Below are 23,650 nucleotides of genomic sequence, written 5' to 3' on the forward strand. Positions count from 1 at the left end.
TGAGCGTTCCCTGCGGTCGTGCTTTACGTTGCAATCTTTTTTTCGTACCTCAAAAAAGGATTTTCACTGCAATCACTAACGCTAAAGAAAACAGAATAATAATGAGATTTCCTCCTCCAAGGAAACAGAAAACAAAACGTATTTAATGAGTGTAATAATTATAGAAGACGAAAAACCATCAGCAAGGCGGTTACAGCGCATGTTAAAAAAAATAGATTTGGAAGCAGATGTCATGCTGCATTCTGTAGAAGAATCTATAAACTGGTTTCGTGAAAATATACATCCAGATTTAATTTTCTTAGACATTCAGTTAAGCGATGGTTTGTCATTTGAAATTTTTGAAACAGTAGAAATAAAATCAGTAATCATTTTTACTACAGCTTATGATGAGTATGCATTACAAGCCTTTAAATTAAATAGTATTGATTATTTGTTAAAACCTATAGATGAAGACGACTTGCTAACAGCTGTAAAAAAATATAAAGAGCGTACTATACAAAAACAAGCGGTAACTCTAGATTTTAGCGATATTAAAAAATTACTTGTAAACCCTATAGGTCGTGAATATAAAAAACGCTTTTCAGTAAAAGTAGGACAGCATTTAAAACTTATCAGTATAGACGAAATAGAATGCTTTTATAGCAAAAATAAAGGAACTTATGTATACACTACAGAAGGACGAAACTACCTCTTAGATACATCACTAGAACATTTAGAAAAAGAATTAGAACCACAAACTTTTTTCCGCATTAATAGAAAATATTTTGTAAATATTAATGCGATAAAAGACATGGTGAGTTATACTAATTCGCGACTACAAATAAAATTAAAAACTTATAAAGAAGATGAGGTTGTTGTCGCTCGCGAACGTGTTAAAGATTTTAAAACATGGTTAGAGTAGAGCATATGTTTTTAAGTCTAATTTCTAGTTAGTTTCAATATTACGATACAAGCTTAATTAAAAAACTCTTTTGAGCCTCAGTTTAAATTATAGATATATCTTCTAAGAGCAAAATATATTTTTTGGGATTATAAACTCTAAAAAGAAGACAATCTGTATTATTGCAATTAGCAAGTATATTACAGAAACTATTATCAATTTTTTAAATTCTTTTTCTTTTAGAATTCTAATAAATTTCTTCTTCTAAATTAAAAACCATGAGCTAATAGATTTCAAAACATAAAGCATATTTTTAATTGATTAATCAATCTAGATGTTAATATTTAGAGCTAACAAAACAAAGCAAAAATTTTACTATAACTACTTTTATTCTTAATTAAGAAAAGATTCTTTTAAGGATATTAATAATAATTTTATTTTTTTCATTTACTATTTCGAATCATTTTTTTAGGCTAAAAACACATATGTGGTGTAATTTTAAGAAAAATTTGACCAAAACTAGGTATTTGTACGTATTGACATTGTAAAAATATAGGAATATATTTATAATCCGTTTTTTGATGAATTGAAAAACTCAAACGAATATTTATTAATAAATACTATTAATTGTGAAAAAGAGTATAAATCGTATGAAATTAATGAAACAAATTTTACTAAGTCGAATAATGTAATTTCGGTGCTTCTCAACCGACAGGTGTTATGTCATAGAGACAATTAGAAAAGAACAAAGCTTCCCAATTAAAGTTGTGAATAATATAAAGTCTGCAGTTTGTAATGCAGTAGCTAATAGATTTCCTTAGAAGAGGTAATCTAAAAATGAATAAACTAACAAAACCTAATAAAAGTATGAAAACAAAAGAAATTTTAGATGATGAAAAAACAATTACTAGTGTATCGGTTACAACAGAATTAGAGTTAAATACAGCAATTATAAATTTAAATAAAGGTCAAGGGGATTCAATAATAAATGTACAGAAAGATATAACCTTAACAGCTAATACAGTTACTGTAACAGAAAATATGACATTGATGAGTTCAAATAATCGTATCATTCTGGATAAAGGTTATTCTGCTCTTACTATTAGTAATGGTGCCGAAGTGTTTGTCTCAATAGTAATTGATGGTACAGGAACAGTCTATGTTAATGATAAAGAAGGAAAAGGGACTACGTTGATTGGAATGGACGGAGGTGCGCTTCCACATCTTCTTAACGGAGGTAATTTTACAGTTCCTTCCGTATGTACATTCACCGTTGGTACTATAGAGGGTAGTGCAAATGTTTGTGGTGTGTTAAATAATGTGCAACCAATATCGGCAGATGGTGCTTTTTTAGGTGTTGGAAATGATTTAGGGTCTGGTTGTTCTGGTGGTCAAGTAAATGATGTGACTTTATCTAATGAAGGACTTATGGTTTTATCGCCTAGATCGAATTTTATTGTTGGATCTGTTAGGGTGTCCGAGTTATGTTCTATTTCCACTAATGGAAGTCCTAGAGCAACATTAATAACAACCGGAGGTGTTCAAGCTATTGGAGTTAAAAATGATATTCAACTTCCTGGTCAAGTGTTGGGAGTAAATATTGTAGGAGAGTTAAGCTTAATAGATGGAGGTGTATATGCATCTAATGCAGGTGATGGAGATGGCTTAAATGCAGGAGGAAATGCGACAGCTGTAACTAATACCAGTGGAAAGTTTGATTTAGGAGAGAAAGGAGAATGGAATGTCGAGACTTATACTCAAACAGAAGGCACACTTTCTATTGATATTCCTGATTTTACGGGTACTGCTCCAGTACTAAATGTAGTGAATGCAACTATTTTTGAAGGAAAAATAGAAATTAATGCGAAGAAGTATTTTGCACCAGAAAAATTTAAAAAGATAACGATAGTTTTAATAAAAGCAACAGATTCGTTGTTTGTTCCTAACTTAGATGATATAGTTCAATTTAATGGTTTCGAAGGATACTCCAATTTAGTACCGTCTGTAAGACAGAAAGGTAATGAGTTGTTGTTGACTATATCAAATACAGTTAAATAGATGTTTTTTTGTTAGTTTTGGACTTAATTTTATACCAATTTTTTAAACTACTTATGTTTTTAGGTGAAATTTTATTTAAACGAATTTGGTTTTCCTTATTAGAGGTTAACCATTGGTTTAATTTTGTTTCATTGTCTAGTACATAGTTTGGATTCATATTAATATTTCTAGTCTTATATAATTTTGTATTTTCATTTTTTATAGTTCACAAGAAATAGAAGCGTCCTTTATATCTAACATGTATATCATTAAATAGTATAATAGTCTGCCAAAAACCATGTGTTTTGAGAACTCAAAATAGGAAAGTTTTTATTAATTACTTGAAGTAAATCAATTAGATTTTTAGGTTGTTTGGCAGGTTTTAATACTATTGAAGTTGTTGATGAATATTTGTTAATAGTGATAATGAATTTTAACATAATTAAGAGCTGTAATTTAGTTAGAATATTATAAATTGAAATTTCAATGAGACTGGACTTTTAAGCTCCTTTTTTTAATACTGTTAATTTTTTTAACCTTAAATTTTGTTTCTATAATTTAATACAGATTATTATCTTATTTATAGTGCTAAAATATTTTAAACCCACTGTTTTTAGTGAAAACTTTTAGAATCAATATATTATCTCTTAAATATTATAAGGTGTTTTCTTTTTCTTATATCAGGTCATGAGTTATTAATACTATTTTACGAGAATTTAATTTCCATACTCTTAAATTTATAAATGTAAATGTAAATGTAACGGTCATGATTACGTGTTTCTACTTGATTTAGTAAAATGAGTATTTCTACTATGTTGTAAATGAGGTGTTTGTGTTAATTTTGTTATGTTGAGAAGTAAAATATTTCAACTAAATAATTATTTACTAATAAATTAAAACTAAATAATCATGACACAAGTAAAAGAAAAAGTTTTGTCAAATGCTAGTACAGAAAAAGAAGTTCATACAGTAGCAATTAAAAGCACAAATGCTGATGAATTAATTAAATCTATCGCAGCAACAGGATTGACTCCAGAATTATGGAATGACCTATGTTTAGCAGCAGCAACTAATTATGGAAGCTCATCTACAACTTTTAGAAACCGGTTAACAGAAAACTTGAATAGTATAGGTACTAAATGGACTAGCCTTTTTTGCCATAAGCAATCAACAAATTGCGGGTACAGTAATGCTTGGACATGGAGAGGAAGTATACAAATAAGTACTGTAAAAGTTAATGGAAATTATTTTTCTGGATTTTTAACTTATACTAAATAAGAAAGTGTTATAAAAGCAACCATATCGCTTTTAAGGTGATATGGTGCTTTTTATATTAATTCAAAATATTTATTTACAAAAGACGAGTGTTTATTTCTTAACTAATCTACGCATTGCAACCCATTGCTTTAACATTGCTTTAGCTTCTTGAGCAGGATAACCTAAAACGGTTTGACCAGCAGAAACATCACTCATAACTCCAGAGCCAGCACCTACAGTTGCACCAGAATGAATAGTTGTATGATCTTTAATAGAAGCACTTCCCCCAATAATAACACCATCTCCTAAAGTTACAGAACCTGCAAGTCCACTATGTCCAGCCATAATACATGAACGTCCCATAATACTATTATGAGCCACCTGTACTAAGTTGTCTATTTTACAACCATCGCCAACAATAGTAGAACTAAATTTAGCTCTATCTACACAAGAGTTAGCGCCTATTTCGACATAATGTCCAATTATTACATTACCAATTTGCGGTATTTTTATTAGACCTCTACCATCATCACTTGGTCTATATCCAAATCCATCGGCTCCAATACTAACATTGGTATGGAAAATACAATGACTACCAATAATGCAACGTTCTCTAATTACGGTTCCCGACCAAGCTATAGTATTATCACCAATAGTAGTTTCATCAAAAACGCAAACATTTGGGTATAAAATAACATCACTACCTATAGAAACGTTTTTACCAACATAGCAATTAGCTCCAATTTTACAACCATTACCTATTGTTGCAGTTTCATGAATAACAGCAGTAGGGTGGATCTCAGTTTCAAATTCTGGTGCTGGCGGGTTAAAAAGCTCTAATATTTTAGCCATAGCTAAATCGGCATTTTTTACTTTAATTAAAGCTCTGTTGTCACCAGGTTCTACTGTTAAATTGTCATTTACTATTGCAGCACAAGCTTTTGACTCTGCCCAAAATTTAATATATTTTGTGCTTCCAATAAATGTAATATGATTGTTTTTAGCACTTTCTAGTTGTTCGGGACCTTCAATTTGTTGTGTGGTATTACCTATTAATTCGCCTTTTAAAAGATCGCTAATTTCCTGTATACTATATGATGTTTTCAATTTTATTAAATTATAAGTTAATTGATATTCGTAAAACTAATGGAAAAAAAATAGAAAAAAGAGTTTTTGTAAGTGATATTTATATTCAGCAAAAAATATTTTATTGAACTCATCTTGACTTTTTGTTTTTAACCAAAAATGAGTTGAAATTTGTTCAGATTAAACACTTTTTGAAAGACATAGTATTGCTACGTGTAAAAAAGTAATGAAATATGAGCGAATTTCAGATATTTTTTAGGAAATAGAAAAAGTCAAGATGAGTTTATTATAAAATATTGCTGGTAAGTATATAAAATAAAAGAATTATTGAAATGTTTTAGTATTTGCTTTGATAGTATATCAATTAAAAATAAAGAGGTATAAAACATTTATTTATTTTTTCTAAGTTCACTTAAATATTCGGGTGTAATTTGAAGATAAGATGCTATCATGTATTGAGGAACACGTTGAGAAAATGTTTTGAGTTCACTTATAAAACTAGTGTACCTTTCTTTACTTCCCATTTTTATATAATATTCATTTTTACGTTCAATAGCAATAAGCATGTTTTCGGTTATAATTCTAAAAACGCGTTCTAGTTTTGGAATATTCACATAAGCTAATTCTAAATTTTCTTTAGTAATTAAAAGCACAGTTGTGTCCTCTAATGCTTGAATGAATAAATGAGAAGGTTTTTCCAAAATGAAACTTTCCATATTGCTAACCCACCAATTTTCAATGCCAAAATGAATAATGTTTTCTTTGCCCTTTTCATCTATTACAAAAGCGCGTACAAGTCCAGTTATAATAAAGCATTTAAAATTACATATACTATCTTGTTCAAGAAGAAATTCTTTTTTGTTATATTTTTTTTGTTTTAAATACTTGAAAAATAGATCTATTTATTCTTTTGAGAAAGTAGCATATCTATTTAAATAAGTATGTAATTGATATTTCATTATAAATTATTCTTCAATTCGATTTTCATCAAAGGCAGATGGTAATAATTTTGGTATGAATTTTATTACTAAAGGTAATAATAAGGCGCCTCCGGGAAGTAAGAAAATGGCAAGGCTTGGAATAGATTTAAAAATATCAAGTAATTGCTCTTGTACTTTTTTCTGTTCATCTTTATTTAAATCTCTAATTGTAGATTGCGAAAGTAAAATCATTAGTTCTTTGCTGTCTATTAATTCTTGGTATAAGCGTTTACTGTTTCTAGTAATTAGCTTATGAACCATTTTACTTGAATTGTTATAAAAACTCTGAACAATATTTTTAGAACTTAAAAGAGCAATGTTATTTTTATTTACTATGTAAAATTGATTTACTGTTTTTATTGATTGCTCTATTCTAAGTGTGTTTAGTTTTAAATCTAGACCTAATTGTTGTAAAAATTGTTGTTCTTCTAGGTCAATAACTCTATCACTCCAAGTAGCCATACAAGCTAAATCTAAAATATAATATTTTTCTTGTTTGGTTTTAATATTATTTATAGCCTTTTTATAACCAAGATTTGAGTTTTTATGGTATCGTAAAGAAGACTCAAACAATTTAATTAAACTATCATCGTATTGATTTTTTATAGCTTTAGAATTTAAAACATCTAAAGAAATTGAAGCAATTGATGCTTCCATCTTTTTTAAATAGTCTATTGAAATACTCTGGTTTTCGATATATTTTTTGTATGCTAGAACATCAACAAATAAAAGCGCATTAATAATAAAATAGTTGAAGTTTTTTGTGATAATATTTGCATCAATTTGAATGCGTTTATGGATAATATTTTCTAACTCCTCATTAGATTTTTTTCCACCAATAAGATTTTTAAAAAAAGAAGATTTAGGCTCATTAATTTCTGTATAGAAGTTTATGATACTTTCGATAAAAGGAATTTTTGAATTAGATTTAGCATGTGTGTAAAAAAAAGAGACACACAAATTTGTTTTACAAAGTTCATCTTCGGTTAAATCATTTTTTTCAATTATTTGAGCAACAACACCTAGATTACTGCCATAAATAAATCCACAAGTTCTTAAAGCATCATAAAATGTTTCTTCTTCATATTTTAAAAAAAAATTATTTTGAGATGCTTCTTTTAGTAATTTTTTTATCCAACCAGATGCTGATGGGTTCATAGTTTTATAAAACTAAACAGTTATGATGTAAAAGTAATACTTTAGATAAGCAATTCATAAGCATTTACCTTATCAAATCATAAAAAGCATAAGTATTTTCTTTAACATATAAAGCTGTAATAAAAATACAAAGGTTTTGAGGGGAGTGCATTATATACAATCCTTAAATAAGTAGACATATTTATTTTTTTAAGAAATATAATATCTCTTAAAAATAAAAACCACCTATAATAAGGTGGTTCTTATAAAATATTTAGTTTAGTTTAATTAATTTTTACGAAGATAGGTATTTATTTCGATTGCAACATCTTCCCAAGTTTTACTAACACCATCTGCACCTTTATGTAAATCAAAACAAACCTTGTTTAATGATTCTAAGGCACCTAAAGCATTCCAATCTTTTAGTTGCATTGTTCCTGTCATACTCACACGTCTTTCTTCAGTTATTGTAACCTTTAAAGGCAAATCATGAGTAACTCCATTCATAGTAATAGAAGCTATATACTCATTATTATTGTGTTTAATAGTGCCTTTTAAAAATTCGGTATCTAACATAGCTCCAAAGAAAGAAGCCTTTAATTTAGCATCTCTACCATCATCTTTAGTAAATAAACTACTAATAGGAATTGAGAAATTTAAGTTATTTAAAGCCTCTTGAGCTGTTGCCCCTTCTTTATTTTCAAAATTTAAAACCGAAAATTCTCCGCCTACAGGTTTCTTTTCAGTGGTTTTATAAGCAGTCCATTTTACAGACGTTGCTTCTGGTTTAACAACAAATTTATCAGTTACTTCAATTTTAGGAACTGAATCAGTTTCTGTCTCTTTTTTTTCTTTTTTACAAGAAGTTATGCTTATGGTTAAAGCAATTAAAAGGACGCTTATTTTTTTCATTTTCTTTGGGTTTTTATTTACTCGAAAGTTAAGGCAATAATAAATGAATTGCAAATTATTTACAGATACTGTATTTTAATTTAGGTCAACATCAGATAGCGCTAAAACATTAAATAAATTGGCTTTACTTTTAAAAAAAATATTTTCAAGAGTTATCGCTTTTAGTTTAGCATCGATGAGTTTAGATTCTCTTGAGTTAACAACAAATAAGGAGCTTTCTCCCAAAAAAAACTTACGTTCTTCTGCGATTAACATTTTTTTGTAATCTTCAACTATAGTTTTTGTATAGTCGTTTTGTAAAGTAAAAGATTCTAATTCTTGATTAATGGCATTTATTTTATTTTTCAAACTTACTCTGGTATTTTGCATTTCAAACTGAGTATGTAGCATTTTAAGTTTCGCTAATTTTAAATCGCTTCGTTCTTTTCTTAAGAATAGAGGGAAGCTTATGTTTAAACCGCTTTTATAAGCAGAGGTGCTAAATGATCTTGATACTTCTGGTGTTTGCGACAAGAAATTATATTGTAAATCTACTTTTGGGAGTAGGTTGTTTAATTTTAAACGTTTTTCAATATTTAAACTTTGATATTTATAACCTAGTGATTGTAATTTAGGATGGGTATCTAAATTTATAGTTTCCACATTAAAGGACGATGTATTTAACGTTTTATCTATAGTTTGAAACGTTTTTATATCGGGAATCATTCCTTCTTTTATTTCTATGGGCGTATCTTGGTTAAGCCATAAATAGTTTGATAATTCCAGAGATGATTTAATAAATTTAATTCGTGTTTTTTCTAAATTTAATTTTCTGTTGTTTAACGTTATTCTAGCCTCTAAGGTATCTATAGCGGGTTTTTCACCAACTTCATAGCTTTTTTTAATACCTTTAAATCGTATTTCGGCATTAACTAAAAACTTTTCATAAACACGCTTTTCGTTATATGTTTTTAACCAATTAAAATAGCTAAGTGTTGCTTGGTATAAAATGTTATTAACTAATAATTGCCTGTCGGCTTTAGCTTGCTTAACATAAAATTTAGCTTGTTTTAGCATAGCCATACGTTTATTGGTAAGTAAACCTTGAGCAACAGAAATAGATATACCTGCACTGTATAGACCATTATTGGGAATATTTGCTTCTGGGTTTAAAAAATCACCTGTATTTTCTTCAAAATTTCCTTTTAGTTCTATGCCGTACCATGTTGGTATTTTAAATGCAGCATTTAATTTATCGTAATATTCTGTGTTTTTAAACTTTTTTCTGTCGTAGTCTATTTCTAATTTAGGATCAAAAGCTCCTCTGGCTTTCATAAGTTTAGCTTCACTTTCGTTTATAACTAAATTGGCTTGTTTTACAATAGGGTGGAAAGATTTTACGTAACCTAAATACTCAGATAAGCTAATCACAGATGTACTGTCTTGAGACATGGCTAAGTGAGCAGTAGATAGTAATATTATCAATAAAAAAACTCTCATTTTTTATCTTTTTTAGAAGTATTATTTTTGCTGTTTTCTGGTTGATAATAATTAGGAGGGAAGCTGTTTATCTGCCTCCATAACTCAAACCAAATAGGAACATCTTCTAGTAAAGCTATAGTTTTGGCTCCAGAACCAATGCGTATTGCATTTGGCCATTTATGATCACTTTTATCTGGTACTAATAATACACGGTATTTACCATTATTGCTTATAAAATTTTCAATTGCAATTACTTTTGCGCCATAGGTTCCGTAAGATACATTGGGCCATCCGCTAAATACAATAGCAGGCCACCCATCAAATTGTACCCGTACAGTTTCTCCAATATGTAAAAGTGGTAAATCAATAGGTTTTACAAAGGTTTCTACTGCTAAATCGTATTGAGCAGGCATAATACCAACTAATTCTTCGCCTTCTTTAAACGTTACTCCAATACCTCCTTTTATAGCTTTATTTATATACCCATTTTGAGGAGCTGTAACATATAGTAAACTGTTACGCTTTTTGTAATTACTATAGGTGTTTTCAAGTTTTGTGACTTGGGCTTTAACATCGAAACCACTAGATTGAGCCGTATACATATTACTTTGTGCTTTTGATATTTTATCAGTATAGGTGGCTTGTATTCTAGAAAGTTCAATTTGGCTATTGATCACGTTATTTTTACTAGCTAAATATTTGTTTTCTTTTGAAATTAATTTTGCTTGTGTTTCTTGAAGTTTTAAACGTTTTTCTTCAACATCTCTTACTGCTTTTAAGCCTTCGTTTTGTAAAGTTTGAATTCTATTAAACTGGCGTTCTGCAATGGTTAAATTAGTTTTAGAAGCTTCAAAGTCAATACTATCACTTTTTACTTTTAAACGTGATTGCAATAATTTGTTTTGTGTTTGTTGTATTTTTAATTTTTGCTCGCTTATTAAAGCTGTAATTTGTCTATTTAGAGCTTTAACTTTGTCATTGTAGGCAATAACTGAAGATGATTTTGCTTCAATTTGATCATTGGTTCTTTCTACAAGTTTATCATCAAAGTAGTCACTTTTAACTTCAGAAATTCTTAGAATTGTATCTCCTTGCTTTACAAAATCACCTTCTTGAACAAACCATTCTTCAATACGTCCTGGAATTTGAGATTGAATTGTTTGAGGTCTTTGGTTAAGCTTTAAAGTTGTAACTAAGCCTTTTCCTGTTATATTTTGAGTCCAAGGTAAAAACAATACAATTAAACCTATAAGGGCAAATACTAGTAAGAATTGATTAAATCTTTTGTAATAGGACTTATTAAAAATATTTTTTCCAGACTTATAATGAGTCAATTTAATCTTTTTATTTAATTGATTATGAGATATATTGAGCATAACTTAATTATTTTTTAGTTATAATTTCACCATGATCAAGGGTGATTAGTTCATTAGATCTGTTTGCCCAAGCATTACTGCTGCTTACTACAATTAAAGCCCATGGTCTGTCTTTATGAGATAAGTAATCAATAATTGAATTGGTTTCTGTTTCGTTAAACCTGTCGAGAGCGTCTTCAAGAATTAGGACTTTAGGTTTTTTTATTATGGCACGTGCTAAAACTAGTTTTTTAGAGATAGTATAAGGTATTTGCTTTCCATCTGGATATAAAATAGTGTTTAGACCTTTTGACTGTTCTTTAATAAAAGAAGCTAGTCCAACTTTATTAAGAACATCAAATAATTCGTCATCAGAAATGTTAGAATTACCAAAAGTTAAATTTTCTTTTATAGTACCTTCAAATGGAGATTCTTCAGATAAAGATAGACCTAACTGAGAACGATAATGATTTAAATATAAGCTACTAATAGATAGGTTGTTAATATAAACATTACCAGAGCTAGGTTCGATAACAGCAGAAATAATTCGTAGTAGATTAGATTTTCCAGAACCACTTTCGCCTTTAATAAGTATTCTGCTTTGTTGAGTGATTTTTAATGATATGTTGTTGAGAATTGGCGTACTCTTATTGGGAACGATATAAGATACTTTATCTAGTTCTATATTTAATCCATCTTTAAAATGAGGTATATCACCATCTTGAGGCTCTAGATCCTTGTCTACAATTTGTCCTATTTTTTCTATAGAAGTTAATACATCGTAAAATGATTCTAAACCAAGAATTAATTTTTCTACAGAAGCAATTACAAGAAGTATGATTATTTCTGCAGCTACAAATTGTCCAATATTCATTTCTTGATTTAAAACAAGAGCACCACCAATAAGTAATAAGCTGGCAGTAACTATAACTTTAAAAGTTATCATTTGAATAAACTGTAGTACTAAAACTTTAAAATGACTTTCTCTAGATTTTAAATATTCGCTAACTAAATCATCATTTTTATTTAATCCTAAATTTGTACTACCAGATAATTTAAAACTAACAAGAGTACGTGCAACTTCTTGAATCCAATGTGCTACTTTGTATTTGTTTTTAGATTCTTTAAGACTTGTTTCAAGTCCTTTTTTTGCAGTAAACTTAAATACTATAAAAATGAGAGCTAGTAAAAGAATACCAAAAATTATAAAAAACGGGTGGTAAAATGATAACAATATAAGAGCAAATACTATTTGTAAGATAGCAGTTGGTACATCTATTAATATTTTTGATAAGCCTTTTTGAATGGTCAGGGTATCGAAAAAACGATTTGCTAATTCCGGAGGGTAGTAATTACGTAATTCAGACATTTTTATTTTAGGAAAACGATAACTAAACTCAAAAGACGAACGCGTAAAAATACGTTGTTGTATGGTTTCAATAATACGTAATTGCATGAGCTGTAATGCACCTGAAAATGCTACACCAAGAGTCACTAATGTTACTAAAATAATCCAAGATGTAGATATTTGTGCGCCTTGAATTAAGCTAATAATAGCTTGAATACCAAGAGGAAGTGATAATGCAACTATACCAGAAAAAATAGCATAGTAAAAGATTTGTATTATGTCTTTTTTTTCGAGTTGCAATAGACCAATTAGGCGTTGCCATGGGGTCATATTTTGGTGAGCCATAATTAAAGTTTTAATGTATTTAAGGTTAAATCTATGTAGAAGTCTGATGGATATATGTCTTTTTTACAGTCTGTTATAGAAGAAAAGTGATCCTTTAAAAAATGTTGATGCAAACTTCCTTCAATAATGGTACTAGCTAAAGATGAAGGGAATTTGTATTCTGGAGCAGTTTCAATTATCATGTTTGCTAAACGTTGTACAACACGTTTGTATATAATAAAATAACCGTCTTTATTTTCTATATCAACTTCCTTTGTTAAAAAGGATTTAGAATTTTCATTTATTATAATGTTATTTAGAACTACTTCATTAATATGAGAGAATTTTGAATCTTCTTGAGTCGTTCTACAAACAATACTAATGGCTTTAATTAGTTTTTTTTTGTTTTCAGAAATACTATGTGTTTCAATAACTAACTGATACTCAATCCAAGCCCAATACCATGAAGATAAGTAGAGTAGTAGTTTATGTTTGCTTTCAAAATAACGATAAATTGAACTTTCATTGGAACCAATTAAAACTCCAAGCTTTTTAAAAGTAAAAGTATCAAAACCAATATCATTAATTAATAAGATACTATGTTCAACAATTCGTTTACCCAATTTAGAAGATTCAGGATCTTTTACATAGATTTTCTCAGGGACAGCTATTTTTAAATTTGAAAGTAAACTTATCATAATAGGTTAATTTGATTTCAAATATAATAGTAATACTATTAAAATCAAGATTAAAACAATTAAATTTATGTTAATAAAAAAAAATAATTAGAAATGAATATCCATCTCTTAGTTTAGAGTATAAAAAAGCCCTGATTTTCAGGGCTTTTTTATACTAGTTTAAATACTACTATTGGTAATTAAAAGTTTTTATTTTCTTAAAAGGAGATAATTCTATTTTTTCCATTGAAGTTTTATATGCGTTCCATGTTTTTTCAAAAAAGATATTTGTTTTATTTAATCCATCTTCTAATGCTTTTTTTGCATGTATAAGTAAAGCATTCTCTGTGGATGTTAAACCTTTTTGTCTTGATTTAGCATAGTTTTTTGCTAAATTGATACGCTGGTTAATATTGGGTTTGAGATTTCTTGTAAGGCCTTGTCTTTTATCCTTTTTACCAAGATAAAGATCAATAATGCTTTCTGTTTTTTTTATAATTTCTTTGGACTCTTTTATTTGATTTTTGTATTTTTCTTTATCTAGCTCTTTCAAGTTAGATAAATATTTTTTAGCTGTTTTTTTACTTTCTATTAATTGTTTAACAGCATCAGCCATGACTTGAGTCATGTTTTCAATATCTTTAGATCTGTTGTAAACTTCAGTTAAAGATTTAGTCGATTTGTTTAAACGAGGATCACTTTTTACAGTAATCATTTCCTCAGACGTTTGATCTCCAAAACTCATTACAATTTTATAAGTTCCAGGTTTTACTAATGTCCCTCCAGGTTCGTTTTGCTTTTTGTTAATAGTACGTTTAGGGGTATCTGGACCCTTTTCGTCCATAAACCAAATCCATGTTTGAATACCACTTTCTTCAGGAGCTTTTTGTTTTAAAGATCTAATTAAGCGTTCATTGTCATAGATTTTCAAGGTAAGTGAGTCCCATTTTATAGTATTTTTTTCTTTTTCACTAATAGAATCATCCTCACTCTCATTCTCTTTTTCTTCTTTTTCCTTTTTCCTTTTTTCATCAATTCTCACATAATAGGAAATATGTGCGCCTTTACTTCTGTTTTCTCCATTATACATGGCATCACCACCAAAACGACTCCCCGAAGGTTGTTGGTAAGCTGCTTGATAAGCAGTAGGAGGCGTAAATAGTTTTAGCTTTTTATTAATGATTTTATTGTTTTTTGCAATAGCTCGTAATGGACGGATATCATCAAGTATCCATGCAGCTCTTCCAAAAGTTCCAATAATTAAATCATGTTCCCTAGGGTGTATAATTAAATCTTTCACAGAAACAGTAGGGAAGCCTTCGGTCCATTTTGTCCATTTTCTTCCTGCGTCTATAGAAATATAAAGACCATCATCTGTTCCTAAAAACATTAGATTAGGCTCATCAATATCTTCAATAATAGATAGTGTGTAGCTTTTTACATCGTTTTCATCAACAATGCGTTCCCATGTTTTTCCATAATTTTTGGTTCTATAAGCATAAGGTTTGTAGTTAAAACGTCTATAGTCATTAGCTATTAAAAGCGCTTCACCTTTATTTTTGTTTGATGCTTTTATTTGTGGTATCCAACAACCTTCAGGCAATCCTTTTATGTTTTTAGTAATATCGATCCATGTGTTTCCTCCATTTTGAGTGATGTGAACTTTGCCATCATCAGTACTAACCCAAAGCATATCTTTTTCTAAAGGAGAAGGTTCGATAACTAAAATGGTACAATGGTTTTCTGCTCCAGTAGCATCTATAGTTAATCCACCACTTTCAGATTGGTTTAATTTTTTAGGATTGTTAGTTGTTAAATCCTTAGAAATAATAGACCATGTTAAGCCTTTATCTGTCGATTTATGTACAAACTGACTTCCAAAATAAAGTGTGCTAGAGTTAAAAGGATCTATATTCATAGCAGCATTCCAGTTAAAACGCAGTAATGTATTAGCATCGGGATGTGTTGGTCTTACGATGTAGTTATTACCAGTTTCCGAATCATATCTACTAACATAGCCTTGTTGACTCATGGACCAGCCATAACGAGAATCTTCCTTATCCGGAATCACATCAAAGCCATCACCAAAACTTATTTCTTGCCAATATGAATTACGAATACCTTGAGCTCGCCATGTATAAGCAGGGCCTTTCCAAGAGCCATTATCTTGCATACCACCATAAACATTATAAGGAATTTCGTTATCTACATTAATATGATAAAATTGAGCAACAGGAAGATTGCCTATAAATCGCCAGTTCTTACCACCATCTTTAGTAATATTTAAACCGCCATCATTTCCATCAATCATAAAATTACCATTAGTTGGGTGAATCCACCATGCATGATGATCTGGGTGAACACCATTATCTACACCATAAGCAGGCATAAGTTGAGAAAAGTTTTTGCCACCATCTTCACTCTTATTTATATATGTAAAAACAGAATATAATCGGTTTTCATTTTGTGGATCTACATATATTTCCGAATAATAAAAGGGTCTATTTCCAATATCACTTTTATCATTTATTTTTTTCCATTTAAATCCGCCATCTTCACTTTTGTATAATGCATTTTTCTTTGCTTCAATAAGCGCATATATAATATTAGGTTTATTTGATGCAATGGCAATACCAATTCTACCTAAATCACCTTTAGGTAAACCGTCTTGGTCTGTTAATTTTTTCCATGTATTCCCGCCATCATGCGTTATATGTAGACCAGAACCTTTGCCACCAGAGTTAAAAAACCATGGTTCGCGTTTGTGTTCCCACATTGCAGCTATTAATTTGTTTGGATTTGTTGGATCCATAACCAAATCTGCAGCTCCAGTTTTATTATTTTCAAAAAGAATTTTGTTCCATGTTTTGCCACCGTCAATAGTTTTAAAAACACCGCGTTCAGGATGTTCTCCCCAGGGCGACCCAATGGCAGCTATATAAACTATATTCGGATTTGTTGGATCTATAATAACTCTATGTATATGGCGGGTGTTTTCTAATCCCATTAAGTTCCAATTCTTACCGCCATCAAGAGATTTATATACACCATAACCACCGTTTAAACTATTTCTGGGGTTGCCTTCTCCTGTGCCAACCCAAATTACAGAAGGGTTAGATTGTTGAATAGCTACAGCTCCAATAGAAGCAGTAACTTCTTTGTCAAAAAGAGCTTGCCATTTTATTCCTCCAGAAGTAGATTTCCATAAACCACCAGAAGCTGTACCAGCGTATATAATATCTGGGTTTGAATGTACAACATCTATAGAGGTAACTCTACCAGACATACCGCCAGGACCAATATTTCTAGGGTGTTTATTTTTTAGTAAGTTTATTGAGAAATCTTGACTAAAAACTATAAAAGAAGCTAATAAAAAAATAAATAAAAAAGGGTTTTTCATTATAAAGGGTTTATGTTGTCTAAAATAGTGAAAACTTATTATTGGATTAATAAAATAAATGTTAATGCTACAAACCGTATAATTAAATATAGTATTTTTATACAGCTATGAAAAATAATAAAACGTATAGAAAAGGTTTTGTGTTTAAAACATATGAAGCCCCATACCAATCACCTTTTGATAAACTTTTTGAAATTTTTAAAGAGTTAATTACCCATACTTCAGGAGATTTTGATGAAGCTATCAACTGGTTACGTGAATTGGATAAAGAATATAAACTAACAACTCCTGAATATACTATTGATGATTTTATTGAAGATTTAAAAAAGAAAGGATATATACGAGAAGAAATTGATCCAGATGGACAGGGTGGTATGGCAATTACTGCTAAAACAGAACGGGCTATTAGGCAACAAGCACTGGATCACATTTTTGGAAAGATTAAACGTAGTGGACGAGGAAATCATAAAAGTAAGAGTCCTGGAGTGGGAGATGAGCATACAGGTGATTACAGAGGCTATCAGTTTGGTGATGCTTTAGATAAGGTATCTATGACGGAAAGCTTAAAAAATGCACAAATTAATCATGGTGTAGGAGATTTTAGCATATCCGAAGACGACTTAGTTGTAGAAGAAGCGTTACATAAATCGCAAATGAGTACTGTTTTAATGATTGATATTAGTCACAGTATGATATTATATGGTGAAGATAGAATTACTCCAGCTAAAAAAGTAGCTATGGCTTTGGCAGAATTAATTACAACGCGTTATCCAAAAGATACTTTAGATATTTTAGTTTTTGGTAATGATGCATGGCAAATAGAAATTAAAGATTTGCCATACTTAAAAGTAGGACCTTACCATACTAATACTGTAGCGGGTTTACAATTGGCTATGGATTTATTAAGACGAAAACGAAATACCAATAAACAAATTTTTATGATTACAGATGGTAAACCAAGTTGTTTACGTTTGCCAGACGGTCAATATTATAAGAATAGTAATGGTCTAGATAAGCATATTGTAAATAAATGTTATGCTATGGCACAACAAGCAAGGAAATTGCATATTCCTATAACAACCTTTATGATTGCTCAAGATAGTTATTTAATGCAATTTGTTAGAGCGTTTACACAAGCAAATCAGGGTAAAGCCTTTTATACAGGCTTAAAAGGATTGGGTGAAATGATTTTTGAAGATTACGAAACAAACAGAAAAAAAAGAATTAAGGGGTAAATATAAAAGACAAAAGAATATAGACAATAGAAAAAAGAATCAGGGTATAATACTTGTTTTCTTCAAGCTATGGCTCTTCTCTAAAAAAAGAACATGAATATAGAAACAATAAACACATTAAGAGAATTAAAAAAATCAGGATATAAAAGTAAATCTATAAAAGATGAGCTGCGAGATAATTTAATTCGGAAAATAAAAAATAAAGAAACCACTTTTAAAGGTGTTCATGGTTATGAAAACACTGTAATTCCAGAGTTAGAACGTGCCATTTTGTCAAGACACAATATTAACTTATTAGGATTACGCGGACAAGCAAAAACAAGGTTAGCACGTTTAATGCTAAATTTATTAGATGAGTATATTCCTTTTATAGAAGGTTCTGAAATTAATGATGATCCTTTACAACCTATTTCTCGTTTTGCAACAGAATTAATTAATGAAAAAGGGGATGATACTCCAATTTCTTGGTTGCATAGAAATGATCGTTTTGCTGAGAAACTAGCAACTCCAGATGTAACTGTAGCAGATATTATTGGAGATGTAGATCCTATAAAGGCAGCTAATTTAAAACTAAGTTATGCAGACGATAGAGTAATTCATTATGGTATGATTCCACGAGCCAACCGTTGTATTTTTGTTATAAATGAATTACCAGATTTACAAGCTAGAATACAAGTAGCGCTATTTAATATTCTGCAAGAAGGCGATATTCAAATAAGAGGATTTAAGTTGAGGTTGCCTTTAGATATTCAGTTTTTATTTACTGCAAATCCAGAAGATTATACAAATAGAGGAAGTATTGTTACGCCTTTAAAAGATAGAATAGGATCTCAAATTTTAACGCACTATCCAGTTGATATTGAAACAGCAAGGTTAATTACCGAACAAGAAGCAAAAAGTGTTGAGAGCCAAAAAGACACAGTACAAGTTCCAGATTTAGCAAGAGATTTATTAGAACAAATTGTTTTTGAAGCCCGAGAAAGTGAATATATAGATGCAAAAAGTGGTGTAAGTGCACGTTTAAGTATTACAGCTTTAGAAAATTTATTAAGTACAGCTGAAAGACGCGCTTTAATGATGGGGGATGAGCAAACAACTTTAAGATTGTCAGATTTTGTAGGGATTATACCGTCTATTACTGGAAAAGTTGAATTGGTTTATGAAGGAGAGCAAGAAGGTGCAGCCGTTGTAGCTTATAATTTAATTGGTGCAGCTGTTAAAAGCTTATTTTCTAAATTTTTTCCTAAAATAGGAAAACTACAAAAACAAGAAGAAGAAAGTCCTTATGATGATGTTGTTTCTTGGTTTTTTAATCAAAAAGAAGGTTTTAAGCTATTAGACGATTTAAATGATAAAGAATATAAAAGTTTGTTAGATAATATTTCTCCATTAGATAGTTTATTAAGGGAGCATCAACCTAATTTATTAAAAGAAGATAGTTATTTTGTTAAAGAGTTTGTGTTATGGGCTTTAGTTGAATTTAAACAATTAAGTAAACATAGATTTTCTGAAGGGATTCAATTTAAAGATCCATATGGTAGCTTTATTAGCGGTATTTAATCCAGTACATTGATTTGGAGGTCTTGTTGCAAAACAACTTTTAAGATTCCAGAATCTATGGGCTTTGTTAAATAACCATCGAATCCAGCTATAGAGGCTTTGTTTATTGCTTCTTCATGGTTATAGGCAGTTTGAGCTATAATACAAATATTAGGGTCTATTTTTTTTATTTTTTTTGTAGCTTCATATCCATCAACAATAGGCATTTTTATATCCATAAAAATAATATCATAGCTAGATTGTTCAACTAGTTTAATAGCCTCTAAACCGTTTTGAGCCCAAGAAATATGGTTTTCTTGGGCAATTAACTTGTCTAACATTTTATGTAATACAAGATAATTAAGCTTCATATCTTCAGCTATAATAATTTTTAAAGAATCATTATTATTTAAAGGCTTTGTAACTAAAGTATCTTTTATAGGAGAAGTTGATATTTCTAAAGGTAAATTAATAGAAAATTTACAACCTTCATTTGGAGTGCTATCAATTGTTATATGTCCGCCTAAAGATTTTATATTTTTGTTAGCAATAGATAACCCAACACCTAAGCCATCATATTTTTTAGAAAGTTTTCTCTCTTCTTGATAAAATTCGCTAAAAATAGCATTAATTTTTTCAGGGTTTATACCAATGCCTGTATCGTTAATAGTTATTAATAATTCATTATTTTGAATAGTAGAAATAAATGAGATGTGCCCTTTATCTGTAAACTTTATAGCATTATCAAGTATCTTGCTAATGGCTTTAATTAATCGATGTTTATCAGTAATGATATAACTTTTATCTGATGTTATTAAATTTTGAAACTCAAAACTTAAATTTTTGTGAAGTGCTTTTGGTTTGTATATTTCATACAAAGAGTTGACTTCTTTGTATATGTTTATAATTTTATTTTTTGGTTCTATTTTTTGCGATTTGAGTTCAGATATTTCAATAATGTCATTTAATATACTAGTAAGATTAGTACTTTCTTGAATAATATTGTTTAAATATTCAGCTTTACTTTCTTTACTTAAACTATTATATTTTAAAAGATTTGAAAAACCTGTAATAATATTAAGAGGTGTTTTTATTTCATGAGATATGTTTTGTAAGAATAAGGTTTTAAGCTGGTTATTCTTTTCAGCTATTAGTTTTGCTTTGAATAGCGCTTTAGTTCTTCTTTTAACTTCTTGTTTTAAATAGTATATAAAAAACAAAAAGAGTATGAGTATTAATACTAATACTTTGAGTGCTATATTCCAAAAATCGGGTTTTTTATGAAACGGGACATTGATATCGTACAGCCATTTATTTATAATCTCATTTTTTTCTTCTAAGTTAATAGAATTATTTCCCTTTTTTATAATACTTGCAAGTATAGGTTTGTCTTTTGAAGACGCAAAACTTAATTCATTATTGTATTTTAAAGTACTTTGTTTTTTTAAGCCTGTATAACCCTCTTTAGCAATAATGTGCAGACTAATGGTTTCTAGTCCTATATAAGCATCTACTTCATTATTAATAAGAGCTTTAATACATGCTTTTTCATCTATTCTAGGAGTAAGAATTATTTCGGGATATTTCTTACTTAAATATTCCTCTATTGAGTATTTAGAGCCTACTGCTACTTTCTTGTTTTTTAAGTCTTTAATAGATAGTTTTTTATCGTTTTTAGTTAGTATAATGTGTTTCCCTTTAAAAACAGGTTCAGTAAAAGTTAAATAAGTTCTTCTTTCTTCAGTGTTTTGTATATTTAGAATGATATCAACCTTATTTTGTTTAGCGTCATCAATGAGTAATTGCCATTCTCGGTAATATTTCTTTTTGAAAGTATGACTAATATTGCTTTCTAGTTTTTTTAAATAGTCTAATAAGATACCATCTACTTGCCCTTTATTGTTTAAGAATTCATAAGGTGGATAACTTATATATATACCTACAGTTAAATCAGGGTTGTTTTCTAGATATGTACTTTCTTTTTCAGATAAGATAGATGTATTACTACATGTATTAATTGATAAAAAAAATAATATAATAGCTATTATATGTAAATAGCGATTAGAAAAAAAAATTGGCATTTGGTTGGTTTTTAAGACTAATTTAATAATTTTCTAGTTATAGATAGTATGTAAAACACAATTTGTTTATTGTAACTAGAAATATATGAGTAAAAAAAAGTGGTATTAATCTATAGCACTGATTTAAAAAAGGTTACGATTTGTAGTTTATTTCTTTCTTGGAATAATTAATCTTTAATAATTTAATATAAAAGCTATATTATTATAAGAAATAATTCTTCCTTCTGTCTTTTATTCTTGTTTTTTTATGAAAATTAAGAATATTTTTTGTTATTTATTATTGAATGATTTTCTTAGAATTGATGTAAAAATTGGGATCGATGTTAAGTAGCATTTTACTAGAAGGAATTGTGTATGTTTGCCATTCTGATTTTGGATGTAACCATTGTTTTTTATCTCCAATTTCAATGATTATAGGCATATTAAATTTATCTACAATATTAGTCCATTTATATTTTAACGTTTTTTGTCTTATAGAATACTCTAAAGTAGGAATACGTATATCTCTTAAATATTGATTAAAAAAAGCCGTTAAATCCATGCCTGTTTCTTTAGATAAATAATCTTCAATTTGCTGTGTAGTAACTGTTTTATGATAAAAAGTTATATTTAACCCACGTAAAATTTTACGCCATTTGTTATCATCTTTAATTAGTTGTCTTAATGTATGAAGCATATTAGCCCCTTTATAATACATGTCGGAAGATCCTTCATGGTTTACATTATAAAGACCTATTAAAGGGCGATCGTTTAGAATATTTTTACGAGTACCTATAATATATTCTGAAGCAGCTTGTTTGCCATAGTGATAATCTAAAAATAAACTTTCGGAATATGCAGTAAAGCTTTCATGAATCCACATATCTGCAATATCTTTGTTAGTAATGTTATTAGCAAACCATTCATGTCCAGCTTCATGTACAATAATAAAATCGAATTTTAAGCCCCAACCAGTACCAGATAAATCATTACCCAAATAACCATTCTTATAACCATTACCATAAGTTATAGAGCTTTGGTGTTCCATACCTAAATAAGGGGCTTCCACAAGTTTAAAACTGTCTGCGTAAAATGGATATTGTCCAAACCAATGCTCAAAAGATTCAATCATCATAGGCACTTGTCTAAAGTGTGCTTTCGCTTTTTCAAGATTATCTTTTAAAACGTAATAATTAAGATCTAATTTTCCTCCTAGACCATCATAAGTTTCCGAAAAATTAGCAAAATCCCCTATGTTAATATTTACACCATAATTATTTATTGGGTTTTTAACAAACCAAGTGTATGTTTTTGTATCACCATATTGATCTATGCGTCGTAACCTTCCATTAGAAACGTTTGTTAGGTTTTTTGGAACATTAACACTAATAGTCATGCTATCTACCTCATCATACATATGATCTTTACAAGGCCACCATACACTAGCACCTAAACCTTGACATGAAGAGGCAACAAAAGGATTCTCATTATTGTCTTTTTTCCATGATATACCACCATCCCAAGGTGCCTTTATAGCTTCTTTTGGATGGCCTTCATAATATACATCTAGGATTTTAATTTCTCCTATATCTTGATTATCTATTAATGTAATAAAATGTGCATTACCGTCATGTTTAATTTGTAATTCCTCACCACTTTGTATTGCTTTTAATAATTTCATAGGTGATTGTAAATCAATCTGCATTACAGTTTGATTTTCCAAAACTTTATATTGAATAGTGTTTTTTCCAGAGATAAATTTATTATCGATATCAACTTTAATATCTAAATGATAGTAAGTTAAATCCCACCATTGACGTTCGGGAGTAATACTTCCTCTTAAAGTATCTTGTCTAGAAAAGTTTGCTTTTTCACTTAATAAACCTTGAGCTTGTATCGAAATACATGAAACTATGGAAACGAATAATAGAAAAAAGAAACGATTAATCATGGGTTTAATTT

The 23,650-nt window shown here is 29.2% G+C and carries 17 protein-coding genes; 5 read left to right on the forward strand and 12 right to left on the reverse strand.

The genetic code is table 11. The features are described 5' to 3' along the window. Positions 1-145 precede the first annotated feature (145 nt). Together A8C32_RS12100 and A8C32_RS12105 are read left to right on the forward strand one after the other, a co-directional pair. The gene (locus A8C32_RS12100) at positions 146-901 is read left to right on the forward strand and encodes a LytR/AlgR family response regulator transcription factor (protein WP_069830688.1); all 756 of its coding nucleotides are present in this window, start codon (positions 146-148) and stop codon (positions 899-901) included. A gap of 816 nt (positions 902-1,717) precedes the next feature. After that, positions 1,718-2,938 carry a hypothetical protein gene (locus tag A8C32_RS12105; protein ID WP_069830689.1) on the forward strand — a complete coding sequence of 407 codons (1,221 nt, stop codon included), beginning with the start codon at positions 1,718-1,720 and terminating at the stop codon, positions 2,936-2,938. A 248-nt stretch (positions 2,939-3,186) separates the two neighbouring features. Here A8C32_RS12105 and A8C32_RS20680 read toward each other — a convergent pair whose 3' ends face one another. After that, positions 3,187-3,357, reverse strand: a complete 171-nt coding sequence (locus A8C32_RS20680) for a hypothetical protein (protein ID WP_165605837.1) — start codon at positions 3,355-3,357, stop codon at positions 3,187-3,189. Between the two features lie 469 nt (positions 3,358-3,826). On the opposite strand from A8C32_RS20680, the gene A8C32_RS12110 reads away from it, so the two are divergent. Next, positions 3,827-4,195 (forward strand): hypothetical protein, encoded by a 369-nt coding sequence (locus A8C32_RS12110; RefSeq protein ID WP_069830690.1) that lies wholly within the window; start codon positions 3,827-3,829, stop codon positions 4,193-4,195. Between the two features lie 90 nt (positions 4,196-4,285). Here the strand turns inward: A8C32_RS12110 and lpxD are convergent, their stop codons facing one another. From lpxD to A8C32_RS12155, 9 genes are all read right to left on the reverse strand, one after another. Next, the gene (gene lpxD / locus A8C32_RS12115; RefSeq protein ID WP_069830691.1) at positions 4,286-5,281 is read right to left on the reverse strand and encodes a UDP-3-O-(3-hydroxymyristoyl)glucosamine N-acyltransferase; all 996 of its coding nucleotides are present in this window, start codon (positions 5,279-5,281) and stop codon (positions 4,286-4,288) included. Between the two features lie 368 nt (positions 5,282-5,649). Then, entirely contained in the window at positions 5,650-6,162 is a 513-nt protein-coding gene (locus tag A8C32_RS19980; protein ID WP_083253336.1) for a Crp/Fnr family transcriptional regulator, read from the reverse strand. A gap of 63 nt (positions 6,163-6,225) precedes the next feature. After that, positions 6,226-7,398, reverse strand: a complete 1,173-nt coding sequence (locus A8C32_RS12125; RefSeq protein WP_069830693.1) for an LETM1-related biofilm-associated protein — start codon at positions 7,396-7,398, stop codon at positions 6,226-6,228. Positions 7,399-7,665: 267 nt separating this feature from the next. Continuing rightward, on the reverse strand, positions 7,666-8,289 hold the full coding sequence (locus A8C32_RS12130) for a YceI family protein (RefSeq protein ID WP_069830694.1): 624 nt from the start codon (positions 8,287-8,289) through the stop codon (positions 7,666-7,668). 75 nt (positions 8,290-8,364) lie between these two features. Beyond that, a complete protein-coding gene (locus A8C32_RS12135) occupies positions 8,365-9,768 on the reverse strand; it encodes a TolC family protein (protein ID WP_083253337.1) in 1,404 nt (467 codons plus the stop codon). Continuing rightward, positions 9,765-11,126, reverse strand: a complete 1,362-nt coding sequence (locus A8C32_RS12140; RefSeq protein ID WP_069830696.1) for an HlyD family secretion protein — start codon at positions 11,124-11,126, stop codon at positions 9,765-9,767. The genes A8C32_RS12135 and A8C32_RS12140 overlap by 4 nt, the downstream gene beginning before the upstream one ends. Positions 11,127-11,133: 7 nt before the next feature. Beyond that, complete coding sequence (locus A8C32_RS12145) at positions 11,134-12,798, reverse strand: peptidase domain-containing ABC transporter (RefSeq protein ID WP_069830697.1); 1,665 nt, start codon at positions 12,796-12,798, stop codon at positions 11,134-11,136. A 2-nt stretch (positions 12,799-12,800) separates the two neighbouring features. Beyond that, a complete protein-coding gene (locus tag A8C32_RS12150) occupies positions 12,801-13,475 on the reverse strand; it encodes a TetR/AcrR family transcriptional regulator (protein ID WP_069830698.1) in 675 nt (224 codons plus the stop codon). A gap of 169 nt (positions 13,476-13,644) precedes the next feature. Continuing rightward, entirely contained in the window at positions 13,645-16,854 is a 3,210-nt protein-coding gene (locus A8C32_RS12155; RefSeq protein WP_069830699.1) for a VPS10 domain-containing protein, read from the reverse strand. A gap of 107 nt (positions 16,855-16,961) precedes the next feature. Between A8C32_RS12155 and A8C32_RS12160 the strand changes: the two genes are divergently transcribed. Then, on the forward strand, positions 16,962-18,089 hold the full coding sequence (locus A8C32_RS12160; protein ID WP_069830700.1) for a vWA domain-containing protein: 1,128 nt from the start codon (positions 16,962-16,964) through the stop codon (positions 18,087-18,089). Between the two features lie 93 nt (positions 18,090-18,182). Next, a complete protein-coding gene (locus A8C32_RS12165) occupies positions 18,183-19,649 on the forward strand; it encodes a MoxR family ATPase (RefSeq protein WP_069830701.1) in 1,467 nt (488 codons plus the stop codon). Here A8C32_RS12165 and A8C32_RS12170 read toward each other — a convergent pair. Together A8C32_RS12170 and A8C32_RS12175 are read right to left on the reverse strand one after the other, a co-directional pair. After that, on the reverse strand, positions 19,646-21,709 hold the full coding sequence (locus A8C32_RS12170) for a hybrid sensor histidine kinase/response regulator (protein ID WP_069830702.1): 2,064 nt from the start codon (positions 21,707-21,709) through the stop codon (positions 19,646-19,648). The genes A8C32_RS12165 and A8C32_RS12170 overlap by 4 nt on opposite strands. A 277-nt stretch (positions 21,710-21,986) precedes the next feature. Then, positions 21,987-23,639 (reverse strand): M1 family metallopeptidase, encoded by a 1,653-nt coding sequence (locus tag A8C32_RS12175; RefSeq protein WP_069830703.1) that lies wholly within the window; start codon positions 23,637-23,639, stop codon positions 21,987-21,989. Positions 23,640-23,650 lie beyond the last annotated feature (11 nt).

Origin of the sequence: Flavivirga aquatica (assembly GCF_001747085.1) — a bacterium.
In the GTDB taxonomy this organism is placed as follows: domain Bacteria; phylum Bacteroidota; class Bacteroidia; order Flavobacteriales; family Flavobacteriaceae; genus Algibacter_C; species Algibacter_C aquatica.